20 protein-coding genes are annotated in these 21995 nt (G+C 67.3%); 15 read left to right on the plus strand and 5 right to left on the minus strand.

Annotated features, from left to right (window positions below; genetic code table 11):
* Positions 1-156 precede the first annotated feature (156 nt).
* The 11 genes from eno to PW843_14320 all read left to right on the plus strand — a co-directional run bounded on the left by eno (position 157) and on the right by PW843_14320 (position 12292).
* Positions 157-1437, plus strand: coding sequence for a phosphopyruvate hydratase (gene eno, locus PW843_14270; GenBank protein ID MDE1147763.1), 1281 nt, complete (start codon positions 157-159; stop codon positions 1435-1437).
* Between the two features lie 195 nt (positions 1438-1632).
* Positions 1633-2013, plus strand: coding sequence for a septum formation initiator family protein (locus PW843_14275; protein ID MDE1147764.1), 381 nt, complete (start codon positions 1633-1635; stop codon positions 2011-2013).
* A gap of 166 nt (positions 2014-2179) precedes the next feature.
* The gene (gene pdhA, locus PW843_14280; protein ID MDE1147765.1) at positions 2180-3190 is read left to right on the plus strand and encodes a pyruvate dehydrogenase (acetyl-transferring) E1 component subunit alpha; all 1011 of its coding nucleotides are present in this window, start codon (positions 2180-2182) and stop codon (positions 3188-3190) included.
* A gap of 22 nt (positions 3191-3212) precedes the next feature.
* Positions 3213-4601 carry a pyruvate dehydrogenase complex E1 component subunit beta gene (locus PW843_14285; protein ID MDE1147766.1) on the plus strand — a complete coding sequence of 463 codons (1389 nt, stop codon included), beginning with the start codon at positions 3213-3215 and terminating at the stop codon, positions 4599-4601.
* A 102-nt stretch (positions 4602-4703) separates the two neighbouring features.
* Positions 4704-6023 (plus strand): pyruvate dehydrogenase complex dihydrolipoamide acetyltransferase, encoded by a 1320-nt coding sequence (locus tag PW843_14290; protein MDE1147767.1) that lies wholly within the window; start codon positions 4704-4706, stop codon positions 6021-6023.
* Positions 6024-6155: 132 nt separating this feature from the next.
* Complete coding sequence (lpdA, locus tag PW843_14295; GenBank protein ID MDE1147768.1) at positions 6156-7556, plus strand: dihydrolipoyl dehydrogenase; 1401 nt, start codon at positions 6156-6158, stop codon at positions 7554-7556.
* Positions 7557-7831: 275 nt separating this feature from the next.
* Entirely contained in the window at positions 7832-8803 is a 972-nt protein-coding gene (gene lipA, locus PW843_14300) for a lipoyl synthase (GenBank protein ID MDE1147769.1), read from the plus strand.
* Between the two features lie 5 nt (positions 8804-8808).
* On the plus strand, positions 8809-9270 hold the full coding sequence (locus tag PW843_14305; protein MDE1147770.1) for a type II toxin-antitoxin system RatA family toxin: 462 nt from the start codon (positions 8809-8811) through the stop codon (positions 9268-9270).
* Between the two features lie 103 nt (positions 9271-9373).
* Positions 9374-9631, plus strand: a complete 258-nt coding sequence (locus PW843_14310; protein MDE1147771.1) for a type II toxin-antitoxin system Phd/YefM family antitoxin — start codon at positions 9374-9376, stop codon at positions 9629-9631.
* A 2-nt stretch (positions 9632-9633) separates the two neighbouring features.
* Positions 9634-10071 carry a hypothetical protein gene (locus PW843_14315; GenBank protein MDE1147772.1) on the plus strand — a complete coding sequence of 146 codons (438 nt, stop codon included), beginning with the start codon at positions 9634-9636 and terminating at the stop codon, positions 10069-10071.
* A gap of 106 nt (positions 10072-10177) precedes the next feature.
* Positions 10178-12292: a S9 family peptidase gene (locus PW843_14320; protein ID MDE1147773.1), complete on the plus strand. Its 2115-nt coding sequence runs from the start codon at positions 10178-10180 to the stop codon at positions 12290-12292.
* Positions 12293-12347: 55 nt separating this feature from the next.
* Here the strand turns inward: PW843_14320 and PW843_14325 are convergent, their stop codons facing one another.
* Together PW843_14325 and PW843_14330 are read right to left on the minus strand one after the other, a co-directional pair.
* A complete protein-coding gene (locus PW843_14325) occupies positions 12348-13346 on the minus strand; it encodes an MBL fold metallo-hydrolase (protein ID MDE1147774.1) in 999 nt (332 codons plus the stop codon).
* A gap of 122 nt (positions 13347-13468) precedes the next feature.
* On the minus strand, positions 13469-14992 hold the full coding sequence (locus PW843_14330; GenBank protein ID MDE1147775.1) for an MFS transporter: 1524 nt from the start codon (positions 14990-14992) through the stop codon (positions 13469-13471).
* A 126-nt stretch (positions 14993-15118) separates the two neighbouring features.
* Here PW843_14330 and PW843_14335 point away from each other — a divergent pair, with 126 nt between their 5' ends.
* The gene (locus tag PW843_14335) at positions 15119-16027 is read left to right on the plus strand and encodes a LysR family transcriptional regulator (protein ID MDE1147776.1); all 909 of its coding nucleotides are present in this window, start codon (positions 15119-15121) and stop codon (positions 16025-16027) included.
* Here PW843_14335 and PW843_14340 read toward each other — a convergent pair.
* Positions 16024-17007, minus strand: coding sequence for an AraC family transcriptional regulator (locus PW843_14340; protein MDE1147777.1), 984 nt, complete (start codon positions 17005-17007; stop codon positions 16024-16026). The genes PW843_14335 and PW843_14340 overlap by 4 nt on opposite strands.
* A gap of 165 nt (positions 17008-17172) precedes the next feature.
* Between PW843_14340 and PW843_14345 the strand changes: the two genes are divergently transcribed.
* On the plus strand, positions 17173-17880 hold the full coding sequence (locus PW843_14345) for a hypothetical protein (GenBank protein MDE1147778.1): 708 nt from the start codon (positions 17173-17175) through the stop codon (positions 17878-17880).
* 14 nt (positions 17881-17894) lie between these two features.
* Here PW843_14345 and PW843_14350 read toward each other — a convergent pair whose 3' ends face one another.
* Positions 17895-18392: a CinA family protein gene (locus PW843_14350; GenBank protein MDE1147779.1), complete on the minus strand. Its 498-nt coding sequence runs from the start codon at positions 18390-18392 to the stop codon at positions 17895-17897.
* 5 nt (positions 18393-18397) lie between these two features.
* Positions 18398-19561 carry a bifunctional 2-C-methyl-D-erythritol 4-phosphate cytidylyltransferase/2-C-methyl-D-erythritol 2,4-cyclodiphosphate synthase gene (locus PW843_14355; protein MDE1147780.1) on the minus strand — a complete coding sequence of 388 codons (1164 nt, stop codon included), beginning with the start codon at positions 19559-19561 and terminating at the stop codon, positions 18398-18400.
* 245 nt (positions 19562-19806) lie between these two features.
* Between PW843_14355 and dusB the strand changes: the two genes are divergently transcribed.
* On the plus strand, positions 19807-20868 hold the full coding sequence (gene dusB / locus PW843_14360) for a tRNA dihydrouridine synthase DusB (GenBank protein MDE1147781.1): 1062 nt from the start codon (positions 19807-19809) through the stop codon (positions 20866-20868).
* On the plus strand, positions 20868-21992 hold the full coding sequence (locus tag PW843_14365) for an ATP-binding protein (GenBank protein MDE1147782.1): 1125 nt from the start codon (positions 20868-20870) through the stop codon (positions 21990-21992). Before dusB ends, PW843_14365 begins: the two co-directional genes overlap by 1 nt.
* The last annotated feature ends 3 nt before the right edge of the window (positions 21993-21995 follow it).

Consider the following 21995-nt stretch of genomic DNA (forward strand, 5'->3'; position numbering starts at 1 on the left):
CCGCGTCCGGTGTGTCGCGTTACAGCCCCGGCCCTCAAACGGACATAAGCGATACGGCGCCTGCCGTCTTGCCTGGGGTGGCCGCTAAAGGCTATGACGGGCACCGTCACGCCACGACGCATACGCCGTCACGACGCACCCGAGGGGAAGAAACCCATGTCCGCGATCATCGATATTCAGGGCCGCCAGATTCTCGACAGCCGGGGGAACCCGACGGTCGAGGTTGACGTTCGGCTGGAATCCGGCGCCTTCGGCCGCGCCGCCGTGCCCTCGGGCGCCTCCACCGGTGCGCATGAGGCTGTGGAACTGCGCGACGGCGACAAGTCCCGGTACCTGGGCAAGGGCGTGCTGAAGGCCGTCGAATCGATCAACACCGAGATCTTCGACACCATCGGCGGCCTGGAGTCCACCGACCAGGTGCTGATCGACACCGCCATGATCGAACTGGACGGCACGCCCAACAAGGCCCGCCTGGGCGCCAACGCCATCCTGGGCGTGTCGCTGGCCGTGGCCAAGGCGTCGGCCGAGGAACTGGACCTGCCGCTGTACCGCTATGTCGGCGGCACCAACGCCCGCATCCTGCCGGTGCCGATGATGAACATCATCAACGGCGGCGCCCACGCCGACAACCCCATCGACATCCAGGAATTCATGGTGATGCCGGTGGGTGCGGAAAGCTGCGCCGACGCCATCCGCATCGGGGCCGAGATTTTCCACGCCCTGAAGAAGAAGCTGAAGGACGCCGGCCACAACACCAACGTGGGTGACGAGGGCGGCTTCGCCCCCAACCTCGCTTCCACCGACGACGCCCTGTCCTTCATCATGAAGGCCATCGAGGCGGCGGGCTACAAGCCGGGCGAGGACGTGGTGCTGGCGCTGGACGCCGCCTCCACCGAGTTCTTCAAGGACGGCAAGTACGTGCTGGCCGGCGAGAACAAGACCCTGGACCCCGAAGCCATGGTCCGCTACTGGGCCGACCTGGCCGGCCGCTACCCCATCGTCTCCATCGAAGACGGCATGGCCGAGGATGACTGGGCCGGCTGGAAGGCCCTGACCGACGCCATCGGGTCCAGGGTGCAACTGGTGGGCGACGATCTGTTCGTCACCAACCCGCTCCGCCTGACCGACGGCATCAAGCAGGGGGTCGCCAACTCCATCCTCGTCAAGGTCAACCAGATCGGTAGCCTGACCGAGACGCTGGAGGCCGTGCGCATCGCCCAGAGTGCCGGCTACACCGCCGTCATGTCGCACCGCTCGGGCGAGACCGAGGATTCCACCATCGCCGACCTGGCCGTCGCCACCAACTGCGGCCAGATCAAGACCGGCTCGCTGTCGCGTTCCGACCGGATCGCCAAGTACAACCAGCTGATTCGTATCGAAGAGGCGCTGGACCTGGCCGCTGTGTTCCCGGGCCGCGGCGCGCTGAAGCGCGGCTGAATCCGGGCATCGTTCCGGCCTCGGCCGGTATAGGCTGAAAGTGGGGTGGGGGCTGTGCTTCCACCCCTTTTTCTTTGCCTTGTAGTAGAGTTCGGTGAAGCCGCACGTCGGAATACGATGAATTTAATGCGGCACGCAGACTAGATGCCGCTTTCCATTTGACGGTTGCGGAACCCTTGTGGAACCATGGGGATCATGATTGGTGCCCGTTCCTTCCGTTCCGCGTTGAATCGCGCCCTGCGCCAGGTTGTTGGACCTGTGGTGGGGGCGTCCGTCGTCGCCTATTTCGCCTATCACACCGTGCAGGGCGAACGCGGGCTGATGGCGTTGACCCAATTGCAGACGCAGGTGACGGAGGCCAAGGCCACCCTGGACCAGGTCCGGGATGAGCGCGAGGCCATGGAGCGTCGCGCCCGCCTGTTGCGCCCCGACAACCTCGACCCCGACATGCTGGAGGAAGAGGCGCGCAAGGTGCTGGATTTCACCCGCCCTGATGATTTGGTGATCCTTCTTCCGGGCAAGCCTGCCCCGCAGGAAGACAAGGGTGACGGCGGTCAGAACAACCTAAACCGCTGAAAATCCTTCGATTAACCCGATCCAGGTTAATCTTAAATAATCCTTATGAAGCAATATGTTGCAGTGCACACTCCTTGCATTGCGCTGCGCTTGCGGTTAGCAGTGATCCCGTGCCGGCCGACCCGGCCTCGAGGAAAACACGCCCACGCATCCAAGGGAGAAGCTAGTGGCCACGACCAGACGCCGTGCCAAGCCCGCTGAGAACGCAGCGCCGGAGCCGACCCAGGAGGAACTCCTCCAATACTACAAGCAGATGCTGCTGATCCGCCGTTTCGAGGAAAAGGCCGGCCAGCTGTATGGCATGGGCCTGATCGGCGGTTTCTGCCACCTGTACATCGGCCAGGAGGCCGTGGTGGTGGGCATGCAGGCAGCACAGCTGCCGGGCGACAGCGTCATCACCAGCTACCGTGACCACGGCCACATGCTGGCCTGCGGCATGGAAAGCCGGGGCGTGATGGCGGAACTGACCGGGCGCGCGGGCGGCTATTCCAAGGGGAAGGGCGGCTCGATGCACATGTTCTCGCGCGAGAAGAACTTCTACGGCGGCCACGGCATCGTCGCTGCCCAGACGCCCATCGGCACCGGCCTGGGTTTCGCGCACAAGTACAAGAAGGACGGCTGCATCGACGTCTGCTACCTGGGCGACGGCGCCATCAACCAGGGCCAGGTCTATGAGTCCTTCAACATGGCCGCCCTGTGGAAGCTTCCGGTGATCTACGTCATCGAGAACAACAAGTACGCCATGGGCACCTCGCAGCAGCGCGCCTCGGCCGGTGAGCTGTACCTGCGCGGCAGCGCCTACGGCATCCCGGGCCGCCAAGTGAACGGCATGGACGTGCTGGAGGTCAAGAAGGCCGCCGACGAGGCCGTGGCCTATGTCCGCGGCGGCAACGGCCCGATGATCCTGGAGATGAAGACCTACCGCTATCGCGGCCACTCCATGTCCGATCCGGCCAAGTACCGCACCAAGGAAGAGGTCAACAAGATGCGGTCGGAATACGACTGCATCGACCACCTGAAGGCGCGGTTGTTCGAGAAGAGCTACGCCGATGAAGAAAGCCTGAAGGTCATTGATCGCGACGTGAAGGCCATCGTCACCGATGCCGCCGACTTCGCGACCAACAGCCCCGAACCCGATGTGTCGGAGCTGTGGACCGACATCCTCGTCGAAGCCTGATCGCGCGCCGGAGAATTAAGAAATGCCCATCGATATCCTGATGCCGGCCCTGTCCCCGACCATGACCGAAGGCAAGCTTGCCAAGTGGGTCAAGAAGGAAGGCGACACGATCAAGGCCGGTGACGTCATCGCCGAGATCGAAACCGACAAGGCCACCATGGAAGTGGAAGCGGTCGACGAAGGCACGCTGGCCAAGATCCTGGTGCCGGAAGGCACCGAGGCCGTGGCCGTGAACACCGCTATCGCCCTGCTGGCCGGTGAGGGCGAGGACGCCAGCGCCGTGACCGCGCCCAAGGCGGAAGCCGCCCCGGCCCCGAAGGCCGAGGCCGCCCCGGCTCCGGCCGCCGCCCCCGCGACCGTCCCCGCCGCCCCGGCGGTGTCGGCCCCGGTGGCCCCGCCGCCGTCCGACGAGGACCGCTTCTTCAAATCGACCCAGAGCATGACGGTGCGCGAGGCCCTGCGCGACGCCATGGCCGAGGAAATGCGCCGCGACACCAACGTCTTCGTCATGGGCGAGGAAGTGGCGGAATACCAGGGCGCCTACAAGGTGACCCAGGGCCTGCTGCAGGAGTTCGGCGCCGACCGCGTGATCGACACGCCGATCACCGAGCACGGCTTCGCCGGCCTGGCGGTGGGGGCGGCCTTCGGCGGCCTGCGCCCCATCGTGGAGTTCATGACCTTCAACTTCTCGATGCAGGCCATCGACCACATCATCAACTCCGCCGCCAAGACGCGCTACATGTCCGGTGGCCAGATGGGCTGCCCCATCGTGTTCCGCGGTCCCAACGGTGCCGCCGCCCGCGTGGGTGCGCAGCACAGCCAGGAATACAGCAGCTGGTACGCCCACATCCCGGGCCTGAAGGTGGTGTCGCCCTATAGCGCGGCCGATGCCAAGGGTCTGCTGAAGGCCGCCATCCGCGACCCGAACCCCGTGGTGTTCCTGGAGAACGAGATCCTATACGGCCAGCACTTCGAAGTGCCGACCGATCCGGAATTCATCGTTCCGATCGGCCGCGCCAAGATCGAACGCGCCGGCACGGACGTGACCATCACCGCCTTCTCGCTGCAGGTGGGCATGGCGCTCGCCGCCGCCGAGAAGCTGGCGGAGCAGGGGATCAGCGCGGAGGTCATCAACCTGCGCTCCATCCGTCCGCTGGATGTCCACACCATCGTGGAAAGCGTGAAGAAGACCAACCGCCTGGTCTCGGTGGAAGAGGGCTGGCCCTTCGCCGGCATCGGCGCGGAAATGTCCGCGATCATGATGGAACACGCCTTCGACTACCTGGATGCGCCGGTGGTGCGTGTGCACGGCAAGGACGTGCCCATGCCCTACGCCGCCAACCTGGAAAAGCTGGCCCTGCCGCAGGTGGATGACGTCGTCACCGCCGCCAAGGCCGTGCTGTACCGCTAACCGGGCCGGGGGGCGCCTCCCGTTAGGGGCGCCCCCCACCGCATCCGTTCGTGATTTGGGGCGCCGCCGCATCCGGCCGGCCCCCTGGGGGAGATCAAACCCATGCCGATCGATATCCTGATGCCGGCCCTGTCGCCCACGATGACCGAGGGCAAGCTGGCGAAGTGGGTGAAGAAGGAAGGCGACACGATCAAGGCGGGCGACGTGATCGCCGAGATCGAGACCGACAAGGCCACCATGGAAGTGGAGGCCGTGGACGAAGGCACACTGGGCAAGATCCTGGTGGCCGAGGGCACCGACGCCGTGCCCGTGAACGCCAAGATCGCCATCCTGCTTGAGGAAGGCGAGAGTGCCGACGCCCTGAACGCGGCGCCGAAGCCCGCCGCCGCCCCGGCGCCGGCCAAGGCTGAAGCGGCACCCGCCGCCCCGGCCAAGAGCGAGGCGGCGCCCGCGCCGGCCGCTGCTCCCGCCGCCGCCCCGGCGCACACCGGCGACCGCGTGTTCGCCAGCCCGCTGGCCCGCCGCATGGCCGCCCAGTCGGGCCTGGATCTGTCCAAGGTCAGCGGCACTGGCCCGTCCGGCCGCATCGTCAAGGCCGACGTCGAGTCCGCGCTGAAGGGTGGGGCCGCCAAGGCAGCCGCGGCCCCCGCCGTCGCCGCTCCGGCCGCTGCCCCGGCGCCGGTCGCTGCCGCCGCCGCGCCCAAGGGCATCGACGCCAAGGCTTTGGCCGACAAGCTGGGCATGAAGTACAAGGTCCTGCCCAACACCGGCATGCGCAAGACCATCGCCAAGCGCCTGACCGAAGCCTGGCAGACCATCCCGCACTTCGGCCTGTCGGTCGATTGCGAGATCGACGCCCTGCTGTCCCTGCGCGCCCAGCTGAACGAGAAGTCGGGCGAGAAGGTCTCGGTCAACGATTTCGTGATCAAGGCCGTGGCCGTGGCCCTGCGCAAGGTGCCGGAGGCCAACGTCTCCTGGCATGAGGACGGCATCCTTCAGTATGAGGGCGTGGACGTCTCCGTCGCCGTGGCGACCGATGGCGGCCTGATCACCCCCATCGTGAAGAACGCCGACCAGAAGGGCCTGGCCACCATCTCCGCCGAGGTGAAGTCCCTGGCCGCCAAGGCCAAGGAAGGCAAGCTGAAGCCCGAGGAATTCCAGGGCGGCACCTTCAGCGTGTCCAACCTGGGCATGTTCGGGATCAAGAGCTTCACCTCCATCATCAACCCGCCGCAAAGCTGCATCCTGTCCGTGGGTGCCGGTGAGAAGCGGCCGGTGGTGAAGGGCGACGCGCTCGCCGTCGCCACGGTGATGAGCCTGACGCTGACGGTGGATCACCGCTCGGTCGACGGTGCTGTCGGCGCCAAGTACTTGCAGGTGCTGAAGAAGCTGATCGAAGACCCCATCACCCTGATGCTGTGATGCGTTTCCCCTGGAAGCTGGCGCCCCGGCTTCCAGGGGCATCCTTTTCTAGCCCCCCGTGATTTGACCAAAAGCGCAGGGCGGGCGCCCCTCGGTTGGGCGGGCCCGGCGCCTTTTGAAGGGAAGACCGAAATGGCCGATACCGAATTCGACGTGCTGCTCCTGGGCGCCGGCCCCGGCGGTTATGTCGCCGCCATCCGCGCCGCGCAGCTGGGCCTGAAGGCCGCGGTGGTGGAGCGTGAGCACCTGGGCGGCATCTGCCTGAACTGGGGCTGCATCCCGACCAAGGCGCTGCTGCGCTCCGCCGAGATCTACGGCTACATGAAGCACGCCGACGCCTACGGCCTGACGGCCGGCGCCATCGGCTTCGACCTGCCCAAGGTGGTGAAGCGCTCGCGCCAGGTGGCGAACCAGCTGTCCGCCGGCGTGAAGGGCCTGCTGAAGAAGAACAAGGTGCCGGTGTTCGACGGCACCGGCAAACTGGCCGGTGGCGGCAAGGTCACCGTGACGGCCAAGGACGGCACCAGCCAGACCCTGTCGGCCAAGCACATCATCATCGCCACCGGTGCCCGCGCCCGGTCCCTGCCGGGGCTGGAGCCTGACGGCAAGTTCGTGTGGTCGTACAAGGAGGCCCTGGTCCCCGACACCATGCCGAAGTCGCTGCTGGTCGTGGGCTCCGGCGCCATCGGCATCGAATTCGCCAGCTTCTTCCGCACCCTGGGCGCCGAAGTGACGGTGGTGGAGGTCATGGACCGCGTCATGCCGGTGGAGGATGAGGAAATCTCCGCCTTCGCGCGCAAGCAGTTCGAAAAGCAGGGGATGAAGATCATCACCGGCGGCAAGGTCACCAAGCTGGACAAGGGTGCCACCACCGTCACCGCCCATATCGAGATCGGCGGCAAGGTGGAAACCCTGACGGTGGAACGCGTCATCACCGCTGTGGGCATCCAGGCCAACACCGAGAACATCGGGCTGGAAAACACCAAGGTGAAGCTGGACCGCGGCCACATCGTGACCGACGGCTATTTGCGCACGGATGAGCCGGGCGTCTACGCCATCGGCGACGTGGCCGGCGCCCCCTGGCTGGCCCACAAGGCCAGCCACGAAGGCGTGATCTGCGTGGAGAAGATCGCCGGGGTGAAGGACGTGCACCCGATGGACAAACTGAACATCCCGGGCTGCACCTACTGCAACCCGCAGGTGGCCAGCGTCGGCCTGACCGAAGCCAAGGCCAAGGCGGCCGGTTACGAGGTCAAGGTCGGCCGCTTCCCCTTCATCGGCAACGGCAAGGCCATCGCCTTGGGTGAGGCCGAGGGCCTGGTGAAGACGGTGTTCGACGCCAAGACCGGCGAGCTGCTGGGCGCCCACATGGTGGGGGCCGAGGTGACGGAGCTGATCCAGGGCTATGTCATCGGCAAGACCTTGGAAACCACCGAGGCCGAACTGATGCACACCATCTTCGCCCACCCGACCCTGTCGGAAATGATGCATGAATCGGTGCTGGCCGCCTACGGCCGCGCCATTCATTATTAAGCGTTCCCTCAGGCGCCGGGCGCGGCCATCCGGCCGCTTGGGCTTCCTCGCTTTCCGGTCCGCTACGCTCTCCGGAAAGCTGCGGCGGACGCGGTCGCGTCCTACAACGGCATGAGGCATAATCTCATGCCGTTGGCATGGTGCCCGGAGCCAGGGTTTTGATATCGGGGGCTGGAGCGGGGTGGGTGCATGCGTGGGGTTCGCCCGGCGCACTTGGCCTTCCGCTCCGGCCCCCTTATGTTTCAGGAACACCTTTTCCCAAGGCAGTGCCGCCCATGACCGCCGACAAGATCCGCCATCCCGAAAAGCAGAGCCGCCCGGACAACCCCGTCCAGCGCAAGCCGGAGTGGTTGCGCGTCAAGGCGCCGGCCGGGGGTGTGTTCAATGAGACGCGCAACCTGATGCGCGGCCTGAAGCTGAACACGGTGTGTGAGGAGGCGGCCTGCCCCAACATCGGCGAATGCTGGAAGCAGCGCCACGCCACCTTCATGATCCTGGGCGCTGTCTGCACCCGCGCCTGCGCCTTCTGCAACGTGGCGACCGGCCGTCCGGACCTGCTGGACCCGCATGAGCCCGACAATGTGGGTGAGGCCGTGGCCCGCATGAAGCTGCAGCACGTGGTCGTCACCTCCGTCGACCGTGACGACCTGCCCGACGGTGGTGCGGCCCACTTCGCCCAGACCATCCGCTCCATCCGCCGCCAGGCGCCGGGCGTGACCATCGAGGTGCTGACGCCCGACTTCATGAAGAAGCCGGGCGGCATCGAAACGGTGGTGGAGGCGCGTCCCGACGTGTTCAACCACAATCTGGAAACCGTGCCGCGCCTGTACCCGACCATCCGGCCGGGGGCCCGCTATTTCACCTCGCTGTCCCTGCTGTCGCGGGTGCGTGAGCTGGACCCCAGCATCTTCACCAAGTCCGGCATCATGGTCGGCCTGGGCGAGACGCGGGAAGAGGTGGGGCAGGTGATGGACGATCTGCGCGCGGCGGACGGGGACTTCATCACCATCGGCCAGTACCTGGCGCCCACGCCCAAGCACGCGCCGGTGGACCGCTTCGTTACCCCGGACGAGTTCGCCAGCTACGCCACGCTGGCCCGCGGCAAGGGCTTCCTGATGGTCTCCAGCTCGCCCCTGACGCGCAGCAGCCACCATGCCGGCGACGACTTTGTGAAGCTGCGCGAGGCCCGCGAGGCCAAGCTGGGCCTGGCCAAGCCCGCCCCGGCCTCTATCGAAGCCGCCGAGTAAGCCGTATGCCCACGCACGCCGAAAAGCGCGTCCTGCCGTATACGCCGGAGCAGCTGTTCCGCCTGGTGGCGGAAGTGGAGAAGTACCCGGAATTCCTGCCCTGGGCCGTGGCGGCGCGCATCCGCCGCCGCGAGGGCAACGTCATCTGGGCCGATCTGGTGATCGGCTTCAAGATGGTGCGGGAGAAGTTCACCTCCAAGGTGACGCTGGATGAGCCCGGCTTGCGCATCGACGTGGAATACACCGACGGCCCCTTCCACCATCTGAACAACCACTGGATTTTCGAGCCGCACCCCGAGGGTTGCCTGATCGACTTCTACGTGGATTTCGAGTTCCGCAACCTGATCTTGCAAAAGATCATCGGCGCCCTGTTCGGCGAAGCCGTCCGCCGCATGGTCGCCGCCTTCGAGGCCCGGGCGCACCAGCTGTATGGTGCGCCGGGGGGGAAGCCGGTGGGGGCTGTTTGAGGTTGCCGATGCGGTCTGGTTGACGCGCCGCCCTCGTCCGCTCATTTGATGGTTCCGCGCAAATCGCATAAGCTGCGCGAAGCGAGTGGATGGAGTGACGGTGATGCTGAAGGTGTCGGTCGCGGATTTTCAGCGTGACGTTACGCGCTACCAGGACATCGCCTTGCGCGAACCGGTGGCCGTCACCCGTGAGGGGCGGGACTTTACTGTTCTGATCTCCACTGAGGAATATGCTCGCCTCAAGCGCCGCGACCGGCAGGTCCTGGGGCTTGACGATTTCACGGACGCGGATATCGAGGCGCTGGAGAAATCGCGTCTTGATCCGGAAACCAAGGCGTTCGACGCCGAAATGCTTCCCTGAGAGTGGCGCTTCCAAAGCCCACGCAGGGCCTTGTGCTGCGTTACAGTTATCTTTGGCGGCAGGAACACCTGCGCGGTCAAGATGAAGGCGTCAAGGATCGGCCTTGCGCCGTCGTTCTTGTGACGACCACGGAAGATGGCGACGAGGTGGTGACGGTCCTGCCGATTACCCACACACTGCCCAATGATCCCGAACATGCCGTTGAAATTCCCCCTGGCACCAAACAGCGCCTGGGACTGGACGCTGGTCGGTCCTGGGTGGTGCTGACAGAAGCTAACCGCTTCGTTTGGCCGGGCCCGGACCTACGGCCTTTGCGGGGCGGTGACGCAGCCAGCGTCGCTTACGGGCGGCTGCCTTATGCGTTGATGGAAACCATCCTCCGGAAATTCGGTGCCTTACTGAAGGCGCGTCGCAGTGCTGTGGTGCGTCGTACCGAATAGGTCATTGGTTTAACCCCGGCTTAAATTTTGATGATCCCCGCCCGCCCTGCTAAGCTTCCCCCAACGCGGGGAACATAAGCAGGCAGGGGTAGAGATGAGGGATTCTGTGACGCGCGTCTTGGCGGGCGCGCTGTTGGCGGGTTGCGCTTTCGGGGCGCTGGGGGCTTCGGCCCAGGCGATTGAGAAAAAGCCGATCACGCATGAGACCCTGTGGATGATGAAGCGCGTCGGCGCGCCCATCACCAGCCCCAATGGCAAGTGGGTGCTGTTCTCGATGGTGGAGCCGTCGTACGAGACGGACAAGGCCGTCACCGACCTGTGGCTGGTGCCGGCCGACGGCGGCGGCGCACCCCGTCGCCTGACCAACACCAAGGGCGGGGAGAGCGACGCCGCCTGGTCGCCCGACAGCGGCAGCATCGCCTTCACCGCCAAGCGCGAGGGGGATGAGGCCGAGCAGATCTACATCCTGGACCTGGCCCAGGGCGGCGAGGCGCACCGTGTCACCACCCTGTCCACCGGCGCCAGCCATCCGCAATGGCGCCCCGACGGCAAGGCCATCCTGTTCGAGAGCCGCGTCTTCCCCGGGGCCACGGATGATGACGCCAACAAGAAGATTGCGGCGGACCACAAGGCGCGCAAATACAACGTCCGCACCTATGAGCATTTCCCCGTCCGCTATTGGAACGAATGGCTGGATGACAAGCAGCCGACGGTGATGGTGCAGGACCTGCTGCCGGGCGCCGTTGCCCGCGATGTCCTGAGCCCCACCGCCTTCGCCCACACCGACGGCTTCAGCGGCGTGCAGGGGGAGAGCAGCGTCTCCCTGGCCCCGATCTGGAGTCCGGATGGTGGCGAAATCATCTTCCAGGCGACCTTGCAGCGCTGGGACGCCGCCTTCGCCCACGTGCACCACCACCTCTACCGCATGCCGGCGACTGGTGGCGCGGAGCCCAGGGAGATCACGGGCCAGGGCGGTGAGTACGGCCATGCCGCCTTCAGCCCGGACGGCAAGAGCCTCTATTTCACCTACGCGCCGGAAACGGCGGAGGTCTACAACCTGTCGCGCCTGAGTAAGGTAGCGTGGCCGGCCGGCGGGGCGGCCACGCTGGTCGCCAAGGACTTCGACCGGGAGCCCAGCCACTTCGCCATCTCCCCCGACAGCCGCACGGTCTATTTCCTGGCGCCGGAATCGGCGGGGGAGAACCTGTACAGCGTGCCGACCGAGGGCGGTAAGCCCACGCTGGTGGCCCAGCCCAAGATCGGCGGCTACACCGCCCTGTCGCTGCCCAAGTCCGGCAAGTTGGAACTGGTGGCGCAGTACGGCAGTTCGGTGAACCCGGCGGAAATCGTGAAGATCGATCCGGGCGCGCATGATGGGGCGAAGGGCAGCCATACCAACCTGACCAACATCGACACCGCCATCGCCGCCGGCATCGACTGGGCGCCGCCCCAGCACTTCACCACCGTGAACGCGGCCGGCCGCACCATCCACAGCATGATCGTGCTGCCGCCCAACTTCGATCCCGCCAAGAAGTACCCGCTGTTCGTCTTCATCCACGGTGGGGCGGCCAGCAACAACCCCGACCAGGTGGGGCTGCGCTGGAACTATCACCTGCTGGCGGCCGGCGGTTACGTCCTGCTGATGACCGACTACACCGGCTCCACCGGTTTTGGCGAGGCCTTCGCCCAGGCCATCAAGCTGGACCCGCTGAAGGGCCCGGCGGAGGAGATCAACCAGGCGGCGGACGAGGCCATCCGGCGCTTCCCCTTCATCGACGCCACCCGCCAATGCGCCGGCGGCGCCAGCTACGGCGGCCACCTGACCAACTGGCTGGAGGCCACCACCACCCGCTACCGCTGCCTGGTCAGCCACGCCGGCGAGGTCGACCTGACCACCCAGTGGGGCGAAAGCGACAGCATCTATAACCGCGAACTGAACAACGGCGGCCCGCCCTGGGAAGGCAACCCCGTCTGGCGCGACCAAAGCCCCATCACCTACGGCGCCAACTGGAAGACGCCCATGCTGATGAGCGTGGGCGAACGCGACTTCCGCGTGCCCATCGGCAACACGCTGGAGGCCTGGGCCACCCTACAGCACCAGCACGTCCCCAGCCGCCTGCTGGTCTGGCCCGACGCCTGGCACTGGATCACAAAGCCCGAAGACAGCCGTCACTTCTATGAGGAGGTCGAGGGCTGGCTGGCGAAGTACCTGAAGAACTGATTGGGGAAGGGGCCGGGCTGGTGGGCTCGGCCCCTTTTTCCCTGATGGCGCGGCCTTACGGCGTCAGCCCCGCCACGCTGTACTGCGCCGGCAGCCAGACATAACTCTTGGCGTCCACCTTGCCGTCGGTTGCGTCCTTGGTCCGCACATGGCCAATGCCGGGGAAGGAGATGTGGGCGGCGGCCACCCAATAGCCCTGTTTGGCGGCGTCGGCGAACACGCTCGCGCGTTCGGCGGCGGCGGCCTTGTTGTCGCTGTCGAACACGATGACGGCGGCCGGGTTGTCGAACTGGACCGCCGCGACATGCACGGTGTCGCCCCAGAACAGCATCTTCTGTCCCTGGCTTTCGGCGGCATAGAAGGTGTGGCCCGGCGTATGGCCGTGGGCGGGCACGGTGGTGATGCCGGGGAACAGGGTGGTGGCCCCTTCAAAGGTTTTCAGGCGGCCGGCGGCGGCGTAGGGGTCCAGGGCGGCATGCGCCACCTTGAAGCCGCCGCGCTTGCCCTCCGCCACCTTGGCCTCGGCGGCCGCGTTCAGCCAATAGCCCTGTTCCTCCGCACTGATATAGACGGTGGCGTTGGCGAAGGCGGGTTTGCCGTCGGCACCGGTCAGGCCGCCGACATGGTCGGGATGCAGGTGGGTGACCAGCACCGCGTCCACCTGGTCGGGCGTGTAGCCCGCCGCTTTCAGGGCCGTCAGCAGGCGGCCGCCGGCCTTGGGGATGTTGTTGCCCACGCCGGTGTCCACCAGGATCAGTTGGCTGCCGGTGTTGACCAGGAAGGCGTTGATGGAGGTTTCCACCGGTGTCGCCTGATGGTTGCGGGCCAGCGCCGCCCGCACCTTGTCCGGCGCCACGTTGGGCAGCATGGTGTCCATGGGGAAGCTGCCGATGCCGTCCGACAGGGCCGTGATCTCGAAATCGCCCAGCATCACGCGGTAGTAACCGGGTGCCTGGGTCTTGACCTGCGGGGCGGCGGCCTGGGCAATGCCGGGTGCCAGCGTCAGCGGGCTGGTGGCCAGCGTCAAGGCCAGGGCGAGGGAACGCGGGGTCATGTCAGGCAACTCCGGGAAGGCAAGGCGGGCCGGCGGCTTGGTTGCCGCCGTGCCCCGACTATGATGCCACCCGATAGGTGGGTGCAACGCCCCTTGCGATGCGCCTCAAGCATCATGCGGCATCACGCCTGGACCGCCTCTTCCACCAATTCAGCCTCCGTCGCCATGTCATGGGCCCGCACCCGGCCCAGGGCCGCGAAGACGATCAACGCCGTGACGGCGGCGATGGCGGCCAGCACGTCCAGCAGCCGGGCGAAGGCACCATCATACAACGCCCGCGCGCCCATCGGGCTGGGCAGGGTGCCGGCCAGGGGGCCCAGATCGCCCAGCACCGCGCGGTTGGCGGCCAGGGTCAGGTCGCCGGTGGCACCGGCGTGCACCAGGCCGGTGTGCAGGAAGGCCGCCAGCAGGGCACCGGCCACGGCGATGGCGATGCCGTCGCCCGCCACCCGCACGGCGTTGAAGATGCCGGCCGCCATGCCCGCCCGTTCCTTGGGCGCCACACCGACCGCCAGGCCGTCCATCAGGCCCCAGGGCAGGCCGATGCCGATCCCGATGGCTGCCATGGGCACCAAGGCGCCGCCACCGGCGGACAGGCTGCCGCCCAGCCACAGCAGGCCCGCCGCCGCGATCAGCAGGCCCAGGCCGGACAGCGCGCCGGCGGTGACCCAGCGCGCGGCCAACGCCGCCAGGAAGGGCACCACCAGCAGCGGCAGGGACAGGGCGATCATCAGGCGCCCGGCGGCCAAGGGGCTGTAGCCCTCCACACCGATGAACCGGGCCGGCAGCAGGATGATCAGCACGACATAGGCGAAGGCCGGGCTGGCGGCCAGGAACTGCACGCCGACGAAACGCAAGTCGGCGAACAGGCTGAGGTCCAGCATGGGGCGTGCCCGCCGCCGCTCCACGCCCACGAAGGCGGCCAGCATGAGGGCGGAGGCCACCAGTTCGGCCACCACGTTGGGGGCGGACCAGCCGTCCTCCGGCGCCTGCAGCAGGGCGTGGGTGAACAGGGTCAGGGCGCCGGTGAAGGTCAGGGCGCCCGACCAGTCCAGGCCGCTGGCGCCGGGATCGCGCGTCTCGTGCGCGCACATCCAGGTCAGCAGCAGGGATAGGACCGACAGGGCGGCCGGCACCTGGAAGACGGCATGCCAGCCGAAACCCTGGACCAGGGCGCCGGCCAGCAACGGCCCGAAGGCCAGGCCCAGGCCGAAGGTGGTGCCCAGCAGGCTGAACACCCGGGTGCGGGCGGGGCCGCTGAATTCCTGGGTCAGGGCCGCCATGGCGCCAGCGAAGGCAGCCGACCCCGCCAGGCCTTGCGCCAGGCGCAGGAAATCCAAGGTCAACACGTTGGGCGCATAAGGGATGGCGGTGGTGACGGCGGCGAAGGCCGCCAGGCCGGCCAGCCAGACGCGCTTGCGGCCATAGGTGTCGGCCAGGCTGCCCACCGCCAGCATGGCGCCGCCATAGGTCAGGATGTAGCCGTTGACCACCCAGTTTAGCGCGACCGGTCCACCGCCCAGCGCCGCATGGATGGCGGGCAGGGCCACGGCCGGCCCGGTGAAGCAGAGCGGGATCAGCACCGCCGTCAGGCAGGCGGACAACAGGATCAGCCACTTTGTGAAGGATCGGGAAGGGAAGGACATGTCGGCATCCGGCAAGGGCAGGGAACGCCGCTAGCCTAGGGGGTGGCCTAATACCGGAAAAACAGGCGCTAATTCCGAACATAACGGATAAAACAGTCCTGAATTTGATCCGCGAAGGAATGCCCCATGGACAGTGTCAGCGCCTTCACCGTCTTCGTGCAGGTGGCGGAGGCGCGCAGCTTTGTGGCCGCCGGCCGGCTGCTGGGCATCTCCGCCTCCGCCGTGGGTAAGAGCATCGCGCGGCTGGAGGAGCGGCTGGCCGTGCGCCTGTTCCACCGCAGCACCCGCAGCCTGAGCCTGACGGCGGAGGGGCTGCTGTTCCTGGAACGCTGCCGCCGCATATTGGGGGAGATCGAGGCGGCGGAACTGGAACTGTCGCATACGCAGGCCGCGCCGCGCGGCCGGCTGCGTGTCAGCTTCCCCCTGGTGGGGGAACTGTTCCGGCCCATCCTGCCTGACTTCATGCGGCGTTATCCGGAAATCACCCTGGATCTGGATTTCACCGACCGCATCGTTGACGTGGTCGAGGAGGGCTACGACGTGGTGGTGCGCAGTGGCGAGCTGACCGACAGCCGCCTGCGCGCCCGGCGCCTCGGCAGCACCCGCCTGCTGCTGGTGGGCGCGCCGGATTATTTCGCGCGGACAGGCCTGCCCCGCACGCCGGCGGATCTGGTGAATCATGCCTGTCTGCACTACCGCTTTCCCAGCACCGGCAAGCGGCAGCGCTGGCCGCAATTGGGCGAGGGGGTGGGGCCGGAACTGCCGGTGACCCTGGTGGCCAACAGCATCGACACCCTGGTGCATGTGGCGGTTCAAGGGCTGGGCATCGCCTGCGTGCCCGATTTCGCCGTCCGTGGCCTGTTGGCCGATGGCCGTCTGCGTATCGTGCTGGCGGATTGCGACAACCCGGCGGTGGTCTTCCGCGCCGTCTGGCCGGCCAGCCCGCATCTGGCGCCCAAGGTGTCGGCCTTCGTGGATTTCCTGGCGGCCCGCCTGTTGCCGCCGGTCCTGGACCTGTCGGTGCCGGTTGCCTAGGTGGCCGGTGTTTCGGGGGCGCGGGCCAGGGCGCGATAGCGCTTGGGCGCCGTGCCGGTGACCCGCTTGAAGGCGTTGCTGAACGCGCTTTCCGACGTGTAGCCCAGGTTCAGCGCCAGGGTGGACACCGGCGTGGTCTCATCCCGCAGGGCGCGCTGGGCCAGGCGCATGCGCCATTCCGTCAGGTAGGTCAAGGGCGCCACCCCGGCCACCGCCTTGAAATGCACGGCGAAACTGGTGCGTGACATGGCGGCGGCCTTGGCCAGTTCCGCCAACTGCCAGCTTCGCCCGGGCTCACCGTGCATCAGGCGCAGGGCCGGTGCCAGGTGGGCGTCGCCCAGGGCGCGCAGCCAGCCGGCGGCCAGGGGCGACGCCGCCTCATGCGCAGCGGCGTTGGATCGTTCCAGCTGCGTTCGCAGGATCTGGATGAACACCAGCTGTGCCAGCTGTGTGGACGCCAGGTCCGATCCGGGTTTGCCCTGCCGGCGCTCCCGTGCCAGCTCATCCAGCAGCCAGCGCAGGGTGGTGGCCTCCGGCGCCGAGGCGCGGACCAGGATCAGGGCGGGCAGGATATCCGCCAGGAAGGCGCCGTTGGCGGGGTCGATCTCCACATGCCCGCCCAGCAGCATGAAGCCGTCGCCTTCGCCCAGGTGCGCGCGCCGGGTCGGGTCGGCGCGCAGGCCGGCATAGAAATCGGTGGCGTCGATGGGGGGCAGGACCGGATCGTCGGCCAGCACGATGGGGCGGCGGCTGACCAGCAGCACGTCGCCCTGCTCTATGCGGATGGGGTCCACGCGGACAGGCTCCGCGCCGGCCTCTTCTACCCGCAGCCAGCAGCCGCCTTCGACGATGGCGAAGAACTTGATCTTGTCCGGTGGCCGGAAACGGATGGACCAGCCCCGGCCGGCGCTGAGCGTACCCGATACGACGGAGCGGGCGTTGGCCAGGTTCAGGATGTCGGAGAAGGGATCGGTGTGCATTCCGGAATCATCGCGCCGAAAAGGCGGGCTTTCAAGCATCCGGCGTTCAGCTGTGGCGCCCGCCGTTTCCCCCTGCGACAATTTGATGCATACCTGCAAACATATCGCCGTATCGCGGATTTTGCGATCATTTCGGGGTAAAAATAGCCAGAAACGGGGGATTTGATGGGGATGCCGTCTGTGTCGGGTGGTTCGGTGCGCCGTGCGATCATTGGGGGCGTCCTGATGGGCGCGGCATTGGTGGCCGCTTCCGCGGCGTTGGCCCAGACATCTCAACCCACCGATACGCCGCCCCAGGCGGCGGCGCCCGGCGGTGGCGCGCCGCTCGTCCATGCCATGCCCGTCAGCGGGGCGGCGGCCCAGGAAATGGCCGACCTCTTCGAAAGTTATTGCCTGAAGCGCTTTCCCGATGACGCCGCCGTGTCCACTGCGGCCGTGGCGGATGGGCTGGTCGCCCTGACGGAAGCGGAAGTGAAGGGCATTTTGAAGGATGACCCGGGCCGCGGCTGGTACAAGCAGACGGATTTCGCCCGCTACACCATCACGGTGGAAAGCCCGCCCTATCACACCTGCGCCGTGCGGCGGATGAGCGATGTCGGCATCGATGACGTGAAGCCCTACATCGCCGACGTCAACCACTGGATGGACGGGCACGGCGCGCAAATGGTCAAGAGCGGGGCGGTCAAGCAGCCCGCCGGCCCGGGCATCGATTCCAGCATGTTTCCCTTCATCGCCATGAACCCGGCGACGCAGCAACCCATGGCGGTCTTCATCGTGGTGCTGACCAATTACCATGGGCACTATGCCGGCCCGGGTGTCACCTCGGGGCCGGGTGTGGAAGTGCGTTACGTCTATCAGGACAAGCAGCAGTAGGCAGGGCGGCCCGCTTATTCCTCGTGCGCCGTGGCGGCCAGGCCCATCGCCAGGGACCGTGCCACGGCGGCCAGGCGCACGGCCTCGCGGTCGCCGGGGAAGACATGGCGTTCCACCACCACCGCCTGGTCGCGGCGGGCGCAGCCGAGATAGACCAGGCCCACGGGCTTCTCCAGGCTGCCGCCGCCAGGACCGGCGATGCCGGTGACCGACAGGGCGATGTCGGCGCGTGATCGCGCCAGCAGCCCCTCCGCCATGGCGTGCGCCACCTCGCGGCTGACGGCGCCGTGCCGGGCGATCAGGCCGTCGGGCACGCCCAGCAGATCCACCTTGGCCTGGTTGCTGTAGGTCACCACCCCCCGGTCCACCACGGACGACGATCCCGATACGGCCGTCAGGCAGCCGGCGATCAGGCCGCCGGTGCAGGATTCGGCCGTGGCCAGCCACAGGCCCTGCGCTTGGGCGGCGGCCAGCAGGCGTTCGGCGGCGTGGACGATCTCCGGCGGGAACATGGGGGTTACGCCCAGGGCAGGCGCACGGTGCAGGTCGCCATGGCGGCGATGCCCTCGCGCCGGCCGGTGAAGCCCAGGCCCTCGGTGGTGGTGGCCTTCACCGACACGCGGTCCGGCGCGATGTTCAGCAACTCGGCCACGCGGGCCACCATGGCCTCGCGGTGCGGGCCCACCTTGGGGCGTTCACAGATGACGGTGATGTCGCAATGGGCGATGGCGCCGCCCTTGGCCGTCACCAGGCTGGCGGCGTGCTGCAGGAACTTGCCGCTGTCGGCCCCGCGCCAGCGTTCGTCCGTGGGCGGGAAATGGCTGCCGATGTCGCCGGCGCCGATGGCGCCCAGGATGGCGTCGGTCAGGGCGTGCAGGCCGACGTCGGCATCGGAATGGCCTTCCAGCTTGTGGGTGTGCGGCACCTTCAGGCCGCAGAGGACGATGTGGTCGCCCTCCGTGAACTTGTGCACGTCATAGCCATGGCCCACGCGGACGTCGCCCAGGTCGTTCATGATGATCTTCTCCGCCCGCGCCAGGTCACCGGCGTGGGTCACTTTCAGGTTGTCGGGGTTGGTGGCCACCAGGCGCACGGGCAGGCCGGCCTTCTCCGCCACGGCGGCGTCGTCGGTCAGTTCCTGTCCCGCCAAATCGCGGTGGGCCTTCAGGATATCGGGGAAGCGGAAACCCTGGGGTGTCAGCGCCCGCCACAGGTTGGTGCGGTCCACCGTGGCGGCCACGGCCCCCTGGGCGTCGGCGCGCTTCAGCGTGTCGGGCACGCTGGCCGCGGCCAGGGCCGCCGGCACCTCCGCCAACGCCGCGATGACGGCGGTGATGGACGCCCGGTCCACCAGCGGGCGGGCGGCATCGTGGATCAGCACCAGATCAGGGGCGTTCGCTTCCGCCGCCGCCTCCAGCCCGTTGCGCACGCTGTCCTGGCGGGTGGCGCCGCCGGCCACGGGGGGCGGCAGATCCAGCCCAGCCACCGCCGCGTCATACAGGTCGCGGTGGGCGGGGTTGATCACCACCCGCACGTCCGTCACCTCGGGATGATCCAGGAAGGCCTGGACGGTGCGGGCCAGCACGCTGCGGCCGGCCAGTGTCAGGTACTGCTTGGGAAGATCGGCCCCGTAGCGGGAGCCGCTGCCGGCGGCGACGATCAGGGCAAGGCAGGACGGCATTTTAAGGGTTCACCAACGATAGGGACGCTATAATTCCGATAGCGATAGCACCGATCCCGCCCGCGACGGTACCGGCTTGTGGGCCGTACACCCTTGCGGACGGCGCTGGGGCGCGCCCCACCTTTATGCCACCCGGCCATACCATGGTCGCATCCGCCGTCTTCGGTGGCGTCGCTTCCCTTCGCCGGGGGGGCATGGTAGGTTGACCGCCTAATTTTGTAGCAGTCATGGAAAGCGCCTAGGAAATGGGCAGTAAGTTAGCGCCGATCCAGGTCGGTCCCGTCACCATCGAGGATCCGGTGATCCTGGCGCCCATGTCGGGCGTGACCGACACGCCCTTCCGGCGGCTGGTGAAGCGCGCTGGTGCCGGCTTGGTCGTTTCCGAGATGATCGCCAGCCAGGCGATGATCCGCGCCACCCGTGAATCCGAAAAGAAGATCGACCCCGACGCCCGCGAAGGCATCCTGTCCGTCCAACTGGCCGGTTGTGAGCCCGACGCGATGGCGGAGGCGGCGAAGCTGTGCGTCGATCGCGGCGCCGCCATCATCGACATCAACTTTGGCTGCCCGGTGAAGAAGGTGGTGAACGGCTACGCCGGGTCCGCCCTGATGAAGGATGAGCCGCTGGCCGGTCGTATTCTGGAGGCCGTGGTCAAGGCGGTGTCCGTGCCGGTGACGCTGAAGATGCGCAAGGGCTGGGATGAGCGCAACCTGAACGCCCCGCGCCTGGCCAAGATCGCGGAGGAGTGCGGCATCCGCATGATCACCGTGCACGGCCGCACCCGTAACCAGATGTACAACGGCACCGCCGACTGGGCCTTCATCCGCCAGGTGAAGGACGCCGTGAGCCTGCCCATCATCGCCAACGGCGACATCGTCGATTTCCCCGACGTCACCCGCTGCCTGGAAGAGAGCGGCGCCGACGGTATCATGATCGGGCGCGGCACCTATGGTCGGCCCTGGTTCGTGAACCAGGTCATCCAGATGCTGCGCACCGGCACCGCGCCGGCCGAACCGACCCTGACGGAACAGCGCGACCTGGTGCTGGAACATTACGACGCCATCCTGGAGCATTACGGCACCGAGGCCGGACTGAAGATCGGGCGCAAGCACATCGCCTGGTATTCCAAGGGCCTGCCGGGTTCCGCCGAGTACCGCGCCCGGGTGAACACCATCGAGACGTCGGACGTGGTGAAGGACTTCGTGCGCGGCTGGTACCAGGACCTGCTGGATCGCGGCATCGTCGGCCGCGACCTGTCGGGCCGGGGCCTGATGGCCGAGGCCGGCTGCGACGCGGAAGCGGCCTGATGGGGCGGACCGCCGCCTTGCTGGCCTCGACGGACGGTGTGGTCGACCCCACCACCATCCTGTCCGCCTTGCCGGAACCGATCCTGGTCATCGACCGGCAGCGGCGCGTCCACTTCGCCAATCTGCAGGCGGAGGAATTCTTCGACGCCAGCGCCAGCCTGCTGGTCGGCAGCCTGCTGGACACGCTGATCCCCGGCGACAGCCCGGTGTTCTCCCTGATCGACCAGGCGCGGGTGACGGGCGGCAGTGTGTCGGACTACAGCATCACGCTGGAAACGCCGCGCATCGGCCTGCATTTCCTGACCGCCAAGGCCGCCCCGCTGTCCGACCCGCCGGATCTGGTGGTGCTGTCGCTGCATGAACGGTCCATCGCCCGCAAGATCGACAACCAGCTGACCCACCGGGGGGCGGCCCGCTCGGTGGTGGCCATGGCCGCCATGCTGGCGCATGAGGTGAAGAACCCGCTGTCCGGCATCCGGGGGGCGGCCCAGCTGCTGGAAGAGAACGCCTCGGAAGGCGACCGCATGCTGACCCGCCTCATCTGTGACGAGGCCGACCGCATCGTGGCGCTGGTGGACCGCATGGAGGTCTTCACCGATGGTCGGCCGCTGGAAAAGAGCGGCGTGAACATCCACGGCGTGCTGGAACATGTGCGCCGCGTGGCGCAGAGCGGCTTCGGCCGCACCATCCGTTTCATCGAGCGCTACGACCCGTCGCTGCCACCGGTGCTGGGCAACCGCGACCAGCTGATCCAGATTTTCCTGAACCTGGTGAAGAACGCGGCCGAGGCCTGCCCCGACACAGGCGGGGAGATCATCCTGTCCACCGCCTATCAGCATGGGGTGCGGCTGGCGGTGCCGGGGTCGGACAGCCGGGTGCACCTGCCGCTGCTGATCAGCGTGCAGGACAATGGTGACGGCATTCCCGAAGACCTGCGGGCCAACCTGTTCGATCCCTTCGTCACCACGAAGATGAACGGGACGGGGCTGGGCCTGGCCTTGGTGGCCAAGATTATCGGCGACCATGGCGGGGTCATCGATTTCGATAGCGTGCCGCGGCGCACGATCTTCAAGGTTTCGTTGCCGATGGCGCCCGGGCGCCCGGCATCAGAGGGGGGCGTTTAACCG

Source organism: Azospirillaceae bacterium, from assembly GCA_028283825.1.
Classification (GTDB): domain Bacteria; phylum Pseudomonadota; class Alphaproteobacteria; order Azospirillales; family Azospirillaceae; genus Nitrospirillum.

What these genes read in the sequence shown, in the direction of transcription:
- lpdA (MDE1147768.1), top strand. Translation starts at nt 6,156, where the DNA reads ATGGCCGATACCGAATTCGACGTGCTGCTCCTGGGCGCCGGCCCCGGC.
- PW843_14365 (MDE1147782.1), top strand. Translation starts at nt 20,868, where the DNA reads ATGGGGCGGACCGCCGCCTTGCTGGCCTCGACGGACGGTGTGGTCGAC.
- PW843_14340 (MDE1147777.1), bottom strand. Translation starts at nt 17,007, where the DNA reads ATGCACACCGATCCCTTCTCCGACATCCTGAACCTGGCCAACGCCCGC.
- PW843_14345 (MDE1147778.1), top strand. Translation starts at nt 17,173, where the DNA reads ATGGGGATGCCGTCTGTGTCGGGTGGTTCGGTGCGCCGTGCGATCATT.
- PW843_14325 (MDE1147774.1), bottom strand. Translation starts at nt 13,346, where the DNA reads ATGACCCCGCGTTCCCTCGCCCTGGCCTTGACGCTGGCCACCAGCCCG.
- PW843_14305 (MDE1147770.1), top strand. Translation starts at nt 8,809, where the DNA reads ATGCCCACGCACGCCGAAAAGCGCGTCCTGCCGTATACGCCGGAGCAG.
- PW843_14335 (MDE1147776.1), top strand. Translation starts at nt 15,119, where the DNA reads ATGGACAGTGTCAGCGCCTTCACCGTCTTCGTGCAGGTGGCGGAGGCG.
- PW843_14350 (MDE1147779.1), bottom strand. Translation starts at nt 18,392, where the DNA reads ATGTTCCCGCCGGAGATCGTCCACGCCGCCGAACGCCTGCTGGCCGCC.
- PW843_14355 (MDE1147780.1), bottom strand. Translation starts at nt 19,561, where the DNA reads ATGCCGTCCTGCCTTGCCCTGATCGTCGCCGCCGGCAGCGGCTCCCGC.
- eno (MDE1147763.1), top strand. Translation starts at nt 157, where the DNA reads ATGTCCGCGATCATCGATATTCAGGGCCGCCAGATTCTCGACAGCCGG.
- PW843_14330 (MDE1147775.1), bottom strand. Translation starts at nt 14,992, where the DNA reads ATGTCCTTCCCTTCCCGATCCTTCACAAAGTGGCTGATCCTGTTGTCC.
- PW843_14310 (MDE1147771.1), top strand. Translation starts at nt 9,374, where the DNA reads ATGCTGAAGGTGTCGGTCGCGGATTTTCAGCGTGACGTTACGCGCTAC.
- PW843_14285 (MDE1147766.1), top strand. Translation starts at nt 3,213, where the DNA reads ATGCCCATCGATATCCTGATGCCGGCCCTGTCCCCGACCATGACCGAA.
- lipA (MDE1147769.1), top strand. Translation starts at nt 7,832, where the DNA reads ATGACCGCCGACAAGATCCGCCATCCCGAAAAGCAGAGCCGCCCGGAC.
- PW843_14275 (MDE1147764.1), top strand. Translation starts at nt 1,633, where the DNA reads ATGATTGGTGCCCGTTCCTTCCGTTCCGCGTTGAATCGCGCCCTGCGC.
- dusB (MDE1147781.1), top strand. Translation starts at nt 19,807, where the DNA reads ATGGGCAGTAAGTTAGCGCCGATCCAGGTCGGTCCCGTCACCATCGAG.
- PW843_14290 (MDE1147767.1), top strand. Translation starts at nt 4,704, where the DNA reads ATGCCGATCGATATCCTGATGCCGGCCCTGTCGCCCACGATGACCGAG.